This window comes from Cryobacterium shii (genome assembly GCF_004402595.1).
GTDB classification, from domain to species: Bacteria; Actinomycetota; Actinomycetes; order Actinomycetales; family Microbacteriaceae; genus Cryobacterium; species Cryobacterium shii.
Genome location: NZ_SOFY01000005.1, coordinates 79,899 through 91,693 on the forward strand (window position 1 = coordinate 79,899; position 11,795 = coordinate 91,693).

The 11,795-nt window shown below is 68.2% G+C and carries 7 protein-coding genes and 1 pseudogene; all 8 read right to left on the minus strand.

Annotation, left to right across the window (positions count from 1 at the left end; translation table 11 throughout):
• Positions 1-80: 80 nt before the first annotated feature.
• Complete coding sequence (locus E3O49_RS00820) at positions 81-1,595, minus strand: DHA2 family efflux MFS transporter permease subunit (RefSeq protein WP_134404910.1); 1,515 nt, start codon at positions 1,593-1,595, stop codon at positions 81-83.
• A gap of 329 nt (positions 1,596-1,924) precedes the next feature.
• Positions 1,925-2,488, minus strand: a complete 564-nt coding sequence (locus tag E3O49_RS00825; RefSeq protein ID WP_241975840.1) for a helix-turn-helix domain-containing protein — start codon at positions 2,486-2,488, stop codon at positions 1,925-1,927.
• Between the two features lie 237 nt (positions 2,489-2,725).
• On the minus strand, positions 2,726-3,976 hold the full coding sequence (locus tag E3O49_RS00830; protein ID WP_198415931.1) for a TIGR02679 family protein: 1,251 nt from the start codon (positions 3,974-3,976) through the stop codon (positions 2,726-2,728).
• Positions 3,973-8,124, minus strand: coding sequence for a TIGR02680 family protein (locus E3O49_RS16800; protein WP_160140988.1), 4,152 nt, complete (start codon positions 8,122-8,124; stop codon positions 3,973-3,975). Before E3O49_RS16800 ends, E3O49_RS00830 begins: the two co-directional genes overlap by 4 nt.
• Positions 8,121-9,287: a TIGR02678 family protein gene (locus E3O49_RS00840; protein WP_134365085.1), complete on the minus strand. Its 1,167-nt coding sequence runs from the start codon at positions 9,285-9,287 to the stop codon at positions 8,121-8,123. Before E3O49_RS00840 ends, E3O49_RS16800 begins: the two co-directional genes overlap by 4 nt.
• Entirely contained in the window at positions 9,284-10,969 is a 1,686-nt protein-coding gene (locus E3O49_RS00845; protein ID WP_198416884.1) for a TIGR02677 family protein, read from the minus strand. Before E3O49_RS00845 ends, E3O49_RS00840 begins: the two co-directional genes overlap by 4 nt.
• A gap of 265 nt (positions 10,970-11,234) precedes the next feature.
• A pseudogene (locus E3O49_RS16930) lies at positions 11,235-11,528 on the minus strand (IS3 family transposase); the annotation flags it as partial.
• Between the two features lie 7 nt (positions 11,529-11,535).
• The coding region (locus E3O49_RS00855) for an IS30 family transposase (RefSeq protein ID WP_134450835.1) at positions 11,536-11,795 on the minus strand (260 nt) is incomplete at its 5' end.

Here is an 11,795-nt window from a genome sequence, read left to right on the forward strand (position 1 = left end):
CACGCGCGCAGCGGCGCAGCTACCGCGCGACGGCTACCGGCGCTCGAATCAGGCGTGCACGGGCGCGGCTTCCGGCAGGCCTACTCCCCCGCGGCCGCCGGGCGGCGGGTGAAGAAGGCCGCGGGGATCGCGAACAGCGAGATCACCGCTCCATAGAGGAACGCGGCCTGGATGCCCGCGGCGGTGGCGGCGACATCCGTGGCCCCGGTGGCCAGCCGCGACGCGGCGACGGATGCCATCACCGTCACGAACAGCGCCGTGCCGACCGCACCGGCGAGCTGCTGCACGGTGCCCACGACCGCGCTGCCGTGCGAATACAGCGACGGCTTCACGGCGGCGAGGCTCGCGGTGAACAGCGGGGTGAAGAGCAGGGCGAGTCCGAAGCTGAGGGTGACGTGGGCGGCGAGCACGAGCCAGGGCGAGCTGTTCGCGTTCAGCAGCGTCATGCCCCAGAACACGGCGCTGACGATGCTGGAGCCGGTGATCAGCAGCCGGGTAGGCCCGGACCGGTCGTAGAGGCGCCCGACGAACGGGGCGAGCAGCCCCATCAGGAGACCGCCCGGCAGCAGGAGCAGGCCCGCCTGCAGGGCGCTGAGGCCGAGCACGGTCTGCGTGTAGATGGGCAGCAGGATGATGGTGCCGAACAGGGCCATCATGCTGATCGCCATCGTCACGATGCCGAACGTGAACGTGCGCGAACGGAAGGTGCGCAGGTCGAGGAGGGCGGCATCCGTGCGCTGGAGTACCAGCTGGCGCAGGATGAACAGGGTGAGTGCGAGGGCGCCGCCCAGGATTGGCAGCCAGCCCTCGACCGACGCGATGCCGCCGGATGCGGTGCCCAGGTTGCTGAGGCCGTAGACGAGCCCGCCGAAGCCGAGCGCGGACAGCAGCACCGAGACCACGTCGATCGGCATCGTGCGCGGGGTGGTGACGTTCTTCATCAGGATGCCGCCCACGAACAGCGCGGTGAGGGCGATCGGCAGCACGAGGATGAACATCCAGCGCCAGTCGAGCACGCTGAGGATGGCGCCCGAGATGGTGGGGCCGATGGCCGGGGCGACCGAGATGACGATGGAGATGTTGCCCATCATGCGGCCGAGGTGGGCGGGCGCGACGAGGGTCATCACCGTGGTCAGCAGCAGCGGGAACATGATCGCCGTGCCGGTGGCCTGCACGACCCGGGCGGCCAGCAGCACCTCGAAGCCGGGCGCGACCGCGGCGATCAGGGTGCCCGTACTGAACAGCGTCATGGCCGCGATGAACACCGGCCGCGTGTTGAAGCGCTGCAGCAGGAACCCGGTGATCGGGATCACCACGGCCATCGTGAGCATGAACGCGCTGGTCAGCCACTGCGCGGCGCTGGCCGTGATCCGCAGGTCGCTCATCAGGCGCGGCAGGGCCACGCCCATGATGGTCTCGTTCAGGATCACGACGAAGGTCGAGATCAGCAGCAGGGTGATGACGAGCCGGTTACGGATGTCGGTGGCCGCGTCGGCGGCGGATGCGTCGGCCGGGTGCGCGGCGGCATCCGTGCTCGTGGTGTCGATTTTGGTGCTGGCGTTGTTGTGGCTGGCGGCGGTGGCGGTTTCAGCCATGCGAAGGTCCCGTCGGGGTCGTGCGGTCAAAACGACGTGCGGTCCAGAGGTGGTGAGGCGGTCGCTCCGGGCCGGAGCGTGGTTCATAGAGGGGGAACCCTGGCGGAGCGGGATTCATTCCGCGCCGCGTCGCGCCGGTTTTCGGGAGCCCCGGCCCGCATTCTGGGGAGCGGTCTCGGCGAGTGTCGCCGTTTGCGCCGAGAGTCGCCAACCCAGCGGCGATTCTCGGCAGAAACGGCGACTCTCGGGCGTCGGCACGGTCGCTACGCCCGGTCGGCGATCGCCCTACCCGATCCCCAGCTGAGCCAGCAGCCGCGAAAAGTCCGTGACTAGGGCATTCCAGACGATCTGATAGTCGGTGTTCGCGTAGTCGTGCGTGACGAACCGGCGAGCAGCGCATCCGTTAGGTCGAATTCGCGAGTCATCCCGTGGCCCGAGTACCTCACAGCGGAACGGCCTCGGCGACCGCCCGGTCCCGAATGGCGCCTTCGGCCCGGTCGCTCATCACATATGTGCACGCCGAGGAGACTCTCGAGGTCGAGGACGAGTCCGGCCGCATCGAGGAGGGACGCCGCGGGGTCGAAGGTGACGAGGAGATCGATGTCGCTGCCGACGGCTTCCGTGTCCCGGGCGATGCTGCCGAAGACCCGCACGTTGCCGGCGCGGCGACGGCCGGCGAGTTCGAGCACGCTGTCGCGGTTGCGACGCAATACAGCCGCCGGCCGTTCGGCGGTGGCGGCCAGGATGCGGGAGAGGGTCCCGGGCCGAGGTTGCACGCGACCGGCCTCGTAGGCGGAGAGATTCGGCTGCGGCACTCCGGCGCGCGCGGCCAGCTGGCTCTGCGAGAGTCCGGCCCGGGCGCGCGCCTCGAGAATGCGGCTTGACGTGCTCATGCCGGAACTTTAGCTCCGGGCTATAAGGGGGGCGCTCGACGCCGCGCCCATGCATAACTCCTGCAAATCGGTGAGTGTTCCCGCACGTTCAGCGTGATTTCGCGGGTGAGGAAACTGGAGGTGCAGAATCTGCAGGAATTATGCACGACTCGCGCGGGTCACCGCACCGGCGTTCGCGCTTCACCGGACTGGTGTTGAAGTACGACTGCTCGAGCAGGTGCAGAACCCGTACGTGCGCTAGTCGACGCGCAGGTCGTCCAACAGATCCGCGAGCACCGACTCTTCCTCCACCCGCAGCCGCAGTTCTTCCATCGCCCCGGAGAGCCCTCCGTCCCAGGGGGTGTCGCCAACGGCACCCGAGAACACCGATGTGGAGAGACTCGACGCGCACGCGCTGCGGTAGTCGGTCTCGCCGAAGCGCCACGGCGTCCACGGCACGCTGCGAGCAACCGTGCGCGCGATCGAAAGTCCGCCGGCGTCGAAATCTCCGTGGTAGCGCAGGCGGGCGCCGCCGTCGACGAGCTGGGTGAGCAGACGGATGACTGCAGCTCCCGGCTGTCCATTGACGCAGACGAGAGGGACAGCGCCAGCGCTTGCGCCGAACCGGTCGGCAGCCGCAGCGATGACCGCCGGGTTCTCACAGACCGACACGAGCAACGGTGCGCGGCCGATGTCGTCCACCGCCAATTGCCGGTAGGTGAGCACCGCCGGCTGACCTGCCTCACCGAGCGCCGCGAGGGCGCGGGCCGTCGGCGAGGTCAGGCCGCCCGGCAACCCGAGGGCCAGCACGGTCGAGGACAATTCGTCCACGACAACCCCACAGGACTGCCAGGCGTCCCGCCTCCACCGAGAGCCGGTCCCCGGCGACTGGCCGGTCGCTGCCGCCGCAAGCCCGACGGCGAGCGGTCCGAGCGGGGTCTTCGGGTCGAGGGCATGCGCATCGCCGAACAAGCGAGCCGCGAGAACGCCGAGCGGCACCCCCTCCACCGGCAAGGCCCGCGCGAGCACGCCGAGCTGAAGCGACATCTCGTGGGCTGCCGCGGCGGATGCCGTCGCTCGCCGCAACGCTCCCGACCTGTTCACGTTCTCCACCCACCCGGAGAGCTGGGGCCGATCGTTGGCGATCAGACGCAACGCGTCAGAGACCTCATGCCAACTCTCCCGCTCCGCCCGACGCACGTCCGGGCCCACGATGGGGCCTACGAGCGCAACGACCGCGGATGCCAGCCCAGCGGGCCACGCATCGCGCCGCAGCATCACGTCAAGCTGGTCAAGCGACACGGACGCCGACGAGCCCGACCGGACAGGTCGTCCGATGAGGCGGCCAGCCGCCATTCGTTCTGCCGTGCTCGCGCCCTGCTTCGTCACGGTTCCCTCGAGCGTGCCCTTCTGCTCCAACCGGGCACGCATCCGTTCCAACAGCCAGGCCGTCTCCGGCGAGCCGAGCAGGCGCCTGATCCTGTCTGTTCCTTCGGCAGACGGGCTCACCACAGCCCCCCGTCGGCAGCTGCAGCATCGACCGCGACCGCATCGACGACAGCCGTGCGCCGGCGACCGTCCCACCTCCACCGTTGGACATGAACCGCGTCGCTGCCGTCGAACCGGGTCAGCTGGGAAATCGCGAGTCCGGGCACTTCCGCGTAGCATCCCCACTCCCGTTCGCTCGTCATCACCACGTCGAGGTCGAACTCCGCCAACAGCCCCAGGCAACTCGCTCGCGAGTTGTCGTCGACGCCCGCGAAGGCCTCGTCGAGCATGATCAGGCGGGGAGCGTTCGGGTTCGTTGCGGTTCGGTAGTGCGATGAGGCGGCGGCGAAGAGGGGGATGCTCGCCGCGAGCACCCGCTCACCGCCGGAAGCCGGTCCGGTGGCGGACTTCCACGAGCCGCCCTGCTGGCGCTCGACGGTGAATTTGTGCCACCGGCGATAGTCGAGCGCTTCGCCGAGGTGGTCGTACCAGTTCCCGGCCTCGTCGGCGTCGCGAACCTCCCCGATGCGAGCCTGAAGGAACGCGCCCAGCGCCGCCCGGTCCTCCTTGTCCCACACATCGGCGCTGGTCGAAAGCAGCCGACGGGTCGCGATGAGTCCCGTGGGGCCGTCCGAGCGCGGTTTCCACAGCACCCGGAGGATCATGCCGGTTGTGGTGGGCCGTGAACGCAGCTCCTCGTTGAGCTGCACGATCTGCCGGTCGGCATCCCCGATCAGCTCAGACAGCTGCGCCCCGACCTCGGTGACGAGATGCGACTCGATGATGTCGCGCTCTCTCGTGCTGAGCAGGAGCAGGTGCTGCTCGATCTGGCCGCCGAGTTGCTGGGCGAGTTCAACGAGCAGCATCTCCCGGCCGCTGAAGGTGACGACGACTCGCACGCCGTCATCGTTGGGGTAATAGGCCGCCTCATGCCCGTGCCGACCCAGCGACCGCTGCAGATCGGCGAACTCGGTGAACACCTGCGATTGCAGCCGGCTGTACCGCTCGTCGGATGCGTCGAGGTCCGGCATTGCCGCGTCGATGGCGCGGGCGAACTGCACGCCCTTCGTCACCGTCCAGTCCGCTTCGCCGCCGGCGTCCGGTTCGACCACGCCAAGATCGGCCAGGGCGGCGACCTGCACCAGCCCCAGCGTGGTGGTACGCCGCAGCGCCGCGACCGCATCGACCCGAGCGGAATGAGCGCGGTCCTGATCGCCACGGATGCCGCGCAACCGCTCCAGGAGACCCGCCTGGCGCTGCCCCTCGACTCTCTCCGTGTCGACCAGACAGCGCAGTTCGGTGACGATCGCCTTCAAGCGATGTTTTACCTGGGCCACCCGATCGCGGTAGCCCTGCACGTCGGCGCCGAGCCGTCCGCGCATCGTGGCCAGGTAGCTCCGGCTGCGGGTCAGTTCGGCGGTCGCCGCCTCCCGCTCGTCCGCCGAACGCACCCGTTCTACAAGCGCGGCGGCGAGCCAGGTTTCGGCACGCGCGAGCTGACGAGCCACCTCTGCACGACGCTCCACCTCGCGCCACAGGTCTGCGGCCCGCTTCTCGTACTCGGTCAGGGACGCCCCGAGCCCCCGGATCATGTCGACATCCGTGGGCAGCCGCAGTGATGCGGCATCCGCCGCGAGCTCCGCAGCAGCTTCGTCGCGCGCTCGACCGGCGACAGCGTTCTGTTCTCGCGCCTCCTCGCGTTCGACCGTGCACCGCGCAACGTGATCGGCCGCTCGTGCGGCCGCCCGGTCCGCTGTCTCGAGTGCCGTCGGATGCGGCACCGAGGTCTGCTCCCGCTCGACGACCCGCGCCCGCGCTGCGAGACCCTCGAGGTCAGCCGTGAGGCCACCCTGCCTCGCGGCGATCAGGTCGAGCTCGGAGTGCGCCTCTCTCAGCCGCTGTTCGCGCGCCGCTTCCCGTGCGCTCTCCCCCACATATCGAGCCGACTCAGTCGACCAGGCGCCGCGGGCCGAACCCAAACGATAGCTGCCGGTCAGGCCCACCCAGACCGGAGCCTGGTCACCGTCCACATCGCTGTCGGCCACGGCGATGGCGCGCAGGACCGCCTCGATCGCGTCGACCGTCACCGCAGAGCCTGCCGGCGGCTCGGCGACGAGTACGGATTCAAGGGTGCGAGCGGATGCCGCGCCCTCCGACGGTCGCAGCAGCAGCTGTCCATCGAGGGGCTCGCGCAGCTCCCCACCGGGCATCACCACGGCCGTGAGCAGCCCGCTGCCCTCGAGGGCCGCCTCGAGGCCGGCCCTCGAGGCGGCGTCGAGGTCATCGCGGAAACTGACCGCGCGCCAGAGCGGAATCGAGCCCTCGGGTGCGACGGCGCGGGCCGGTGGAAGGGTCGGCTCCACCACCTGGCCCCGCTCGAGTCCGGCGATCTCGGCGCTCAACACCGTGTACTGGGCCGCGAGGGTCTTCAATTCATGTTGCGCGGCGGCGCGCTGAAGCTGCAGTTCGGACTGCACGCGCAGCGCGTCCACCCGCAGGGCGCCGATGGCGGGGTTCTCAGCCGTGCGGTGGCGCACCCAGTCTGTGAAGGCACCGAACGCGTCATCGGACACGGCGAGCTCGGTCAACCCGGCGAGTACGATCTCGACGTCGGAGATGTAGGAGTCGACGTCGATCTCGACCGCGGCATCCGCGAGCGAACGTACGTCGGTCGCCTCGGCGAGACGGGTCCCGGTTTCGGCCTCGCGTGCGGCCGCAGCCGCCGTGCGCGCCTCCGCCTGCTGCAGCGCGGCGATCAAGGCGACCACCCGCTCGAGCGCGTCGCGCAGGCGAGCGACTCGAGCGGCAGCCGCGGCACGTTCGTGCTTGAGCGCCGCCTCGAGCCCTTCAGCAGGCAGCCCGTCGAGGGCACACTGATCGTGCACGAGTCGCGCGTCCAGGGCCGCGGCCATCGCGGCGGCCCCTGCGTGGCGCAGCCGCGCCTCCGCTGCCGCGACCGCGGTGCGGTCTTCCGCGGCCTCCGCCTCGGAGGTGCCGACTGCCGCATTCGCGTGCTCCAAGCGTTGCTCGGCGGAATCCGCCCTCTCCCCGGCAGTGGCGGCCGCAGCATCCGCCCGCTCGAGGAGGACTTCGCTCTGGGCGTGCTCACTGTCCCGCAACGCCTCTTCCTCGGCATCCAGCGTGCCGCGTTCAGTGCGGAGCTCGGCGCTGGCGGATGCGACGCCGGCCAACGATTCCTGCAGCCGGTCCAGCTCCGCGGTCACCTCGAGGATGGCGCGCCCGTACTTGTCGTGCTCGGACTGTTCGCGGCGCGGACCGGCGGCCTGCCGTTTGAGCATCACCTGCGCGTACCCGCGGTAGTGATGGAGGAAACCCTGCACCGCCTTCTGCGCGGCCGCGAGCTGCTGCACCTCGTCGCGCTCCTCATCGAGCGATCGCAATCCGTCGGCCACCGACTTGATGACATCGTCACTGACCGGGGTCAGGGCGCGAGTCAACGCCTCCGACAGGGCGGCCTCGCTCGGTTTCTTGGACAGCTGCGGAGCGCGGATCTGAAGCAGCAGCTCGATCAGCTCCGCGTAGCGCCGCTCGCCGAGGCCGAACAGTTTCGAGTCCACCGCCTGCCGGTATTCGGCTTTGGTGTCGTAGACGCGCCCAGTGTCGCCCAGGGCCTGGGCGAGGCGCTCGCGACCGAGCGCGAGACGGCTCCTGTCGATCAGGTCGAGCGTCTCCCCCACGCGTTGTTGCGTGACGAAGAACCAGTGCTTGGTGATGCCCCGGCCGCGCGCAGCCTTGAGACCGGCGCCGATCGTGACGAATTGCGGCTCGCCGGCATCGTCGATGCGGCCGAATTCCAACCAGCTGTAGCCGAGCCGCTCGCTGTTCGGGTGCTCGTCGCCGAGGAGCAGGTTCCACTCCATGCGCTTCTGCCGGTCGCCATCGGGTTCAACCCGTTGCGGTGACAGGTCGCCGTCGAGCAGGAACGGCAAAGTCAGAGCCAGCACCTTGGACTTGCCCGCGCCGTTGTTGCCCCGGAGCAACAATCGGCCATCGACGAAGGGGAACTCTTCGTTGTCGTAGTAGAACAGGTCGACCAGGCCGAGGCGCTGCGGCTGCCACCGCGCGCTGGTCGGAACCGGCAGCGAAGAGGTCACGGTCTCCGGGTCGCTTTCACCGGCGCTGAGGGATGGTGCGATGTCGAGGGTCACTGCTTTCGGGCTCCGATTATTGTTGGTGCAGCCAGGGCGAATCGAGCGAGGGCGGGCAGCACGCGGATGACGTCACCGTCACGGGCCACGAGACGAAGAGCGAGGAGCCGGCCGAGAGCCGTCTCGACCAGTTCGGATGCGGCTTCCGCCGCGCCCTTGCGCCAGTACCTGGCGTAGTCGGGGGCAATGGATCGGACATGCACCACAAGGGTGTCGACACGGGACTCCGCCGCCCCGGACTGCGCCAGCAACTCAGCCAGCAGTAGGGTGACGTGGCCCTCGGTGCCCTTCTCAGGCATCCGCACGTCGCTGAAATCGTCATCGAAGTCCACCATGGCGATCCCTTCCTGACGGATCTCTGCGACCAGCCCGGTGCATTCGGTGATGCGGCGGCAGATCAGTGCGCGTTGGCTGCGCAGGTATGCGGTCTCCTCCTCGGTGAGCTCGTCGAGGTAGAGCACGGGATCGTCGAGCAGACGCCGGGTGAGGGTGTGCCGCAGGCGCAGATTGCGCAACTCAGCGGTCGGGGCCGTTCCCCGATCCCGCATGCCCGCGGTGCGTTCGCTGAAAGCCGTGGCGGCGATGGTCGACGGGCCCCGCCGGGTGACCAGCAACTGCGACAGCACCCGTCGAGACACGTCATAAAGCGCATCGCCCGCGTTGCGCACGAATTCCTCTTCATCGCCCGCGACCCGGGCGAGCACGCCCCACTCCAGGAGCAGCTGCACAGCGGCGACGAGGTCGCTGCGCTCCTCCCTGGTGCCCAGCTCGAACGCGAAACCCGCGGCGACGAGTTCGGGGGCGGCTGCGATGACCATCACCTGTTCCGCCAGGCGCCCGAGCGCGATCTGGGTGTCACTGCGTTCGAGAACGGACAAGCTGAGCATGAGGAGCACATACCTGCGGCGCGAGAACGGCATGCCGCCACGGCGGGCGGCGAACGGATGCGTCGCGTCCTCCAGCGAGGCCGGCTCGCGTTCGAGCCGCACCACCTCACTGTCGACGTGCAGCGCCCACCCGGTGTTGATCTCGAACCATTCCGTGAGGGTGCTCGCGTGTCGGCGCACGAGACGATACCGGTCCTCGTCGGTGGACCGGATGAGCGGGTGGCGCAGCAGGAGGCGCGCCGCCCTCTGCTGGTCGTCTACGGCCGAAACGCTCATGTCACCTCCGCGAGTGCAGCCGCGGCGTGCGCGCCCCGGGTGCGCTCATCGCGCTCTCCCTCGATGTCCGAAACGGGCTCTCCGGCGGAGGCTAGATCGGCGCCGTCCGCCATGAGGTCAGTGATGCGCACCAGGTGATCGGGTCCGCGGAGGGTGCCTCGCTCCGTCTCGAGCGCGACGAAGCCGGCCTCGGACATCGGTGTCAGTTCGATGCTCATGGTGCCATCGCTGGACGCGGTGTGAATCGGTCCCCCGTCCGGCGGACGGGCCACGAGTGCGTCGCCGAGGAGGGTGAGGAACAGTCCGAAGGCCGTACTGTCCAGCCCGGCGAGCGCGCTTAACTCAACCGTGCCGCCCGTCGCGAGCCTCTGGCGGGCGGCAGCGATCTGTTCGGACTGCTGTCGCACCTGGAGGGCGATCAGGGCCCGGGCAGCCGAGCGGTCGACTACCTGGTTCGGGCGTCCCTTCCGTTCATAGGTGCCGGTCTTTCGCAGTTGCGGGGAGATTTCGATCGGTGGGGCATCCGCCCAGGGAGCGCCGACGAGCGTCGCATCGTCGCTCCAGTGCTGCCAGGTTTCGGAGTCGACGGTCAAATGCCGCGCAGAGTAGAGCCCGAATGCTGCCCGCGCCAGCCGGTGCCGGTGGTCGTCGGTGGGTGCCTCCTGGAACCACTGCGCGAGCCGCAGGTAGTCGGTGGACCGGTCTGAGCGCCCGGAGCGTCGGGCATTGACCGCTCGCACAGCGTCGAGCAGCGCGGGGATCGCGGCGAGGGCCGCCATCCGCAGGAGCTTGGCCTGGCTGTCGCGACCGTTGCCCGAGAGGAACCATGATCGCAGGCCCTCCCAACGATTGGTCCAGACGGCGTAGTGGCGGGCTGCTTCGACCAACGACTGCGCATCGTCGGGGTCGGGGGCTTCGGCGGTCGCGTCCCGGTCGGCAAGGGCCCGGAGGGCACGATCAACATTCTCGCTGCCGGCTCTAACCAGTAGTTTCGCGATTTGCGGTCCGCGCACCGTGAGGTCCTGAATGAATCGTTCAAGGTACTCGACCAGTCGGGACTTGTAGGCAACGAAGGCGGCCTCGTCGGTTTCGGTCAGGTCGATGGTGCGCTGCAGCGACGCCATGAACGCGCTCGCGTTATCGGCGAGTTCGGTGAACCGCATGGTTAGCGCGGCCAGGGTTTGCTGCAGCATGCCCAGGTCGAGGGCATCGGCCTCGATGAGCGTGACGAACTGGTGGAGCGTCACCGCGATGTCTTCGAGGGCGACGCTCTGCAGGGCGCCCCGGCGCCCGAGGGTCTCCTCGAATCGCTCCAGGGCGCGCTCGGCGGCCTCGCCCGCTTGGCTGAGTTGGAAGAGGTGGCGCTTGCGATAGAAGTCCTCGACGTGAACGACTCGCCCGGTGTCGGGCGAGGCCAGGAGATTTCCCCAATCCGCCAGGGAGTCCAGGGCGGCGGTGACTGCTTCGATGGTCAGCGCGTCGCCAGGATCTGCGCCATCCGCCGCGGCGTCTCGCCGAAGCTGGCTGAGCACGTCGTCTGGCCGGAGGTGAACCTGAAAGCGCTCTTTGGCCGTCACGAATGCACCCAACACCCGGCGATAGGCGTCACTGTTCTGCGCGTTCAGGTGGCTGAACACGCTGAAGTCAGGTGCGGTCTGGCCCCGAGCGGACACCTCGCTCACCTCCCCTTCACTCGGCTTTGATCAGAACAACTCACAGTCCGTGACTCGTCACGGTGATGACCCCGAATTCATCATGCAGCATTCCTCTGACATGGGCGGTCACATAACTCTGTAGACCAGAATGGGGTATCGATTTTGGAGGGATCATCACAGACGCATCTTTCAAGCCTATTTCCATCTTTTTGAAATTCAAAAAGACGCTAATACTCTTGCTATGGATCTTTGCGCCCGTCAAGTTATTGAGACAATCTGGTGTGTTTTTCTTCTACGCCGCAGCCTTGTGGCGGCGGTCGTGGTGAGCGGCCAGCGCGGCGGCCGGTTGTAGTCCTCCGTTGTGCCAATGAGGGCGACGCCGGTTCTACCAAGATTCGATGTATTCCATCACCGCGGTCCTCGCGGCGAGGTGGTTTTCGAAGTCGCGCTGGTAGTACATTTCCGTCTTCAAGTGAGAGAAAAAACTTTCCGCAACAGCGTTGTCTCAGCACACGCCGATGGCTCCCATCGACTGCGTGACCCCGTTCCCGGCGCACCATTTCTGGAACTCACCCGAGGTGTATTGGGCGGATTCAACCGGTCGTCGCAACACCGGTGCTTGCGGTCAACAGTAGCTCGTTCATCGCTTCGGCTGGCGTCTTGAATCCGAGTGTCTTACGAGGGCGTTCGTTCAGGGTCTTGGCGACGCCGTCGAGATCGTCCAGGGCGTAGCGGGTGAAGTCGGTGCCTTTGAGGAAGTACCGGCGCAACAGCCCGTTGGTGTTCTCGTTGCTGGGCCGCTGCCAGGGCGAGTGGGGATCGGCAAAGTAGATCGGCAGCCCGGTCTGGATGC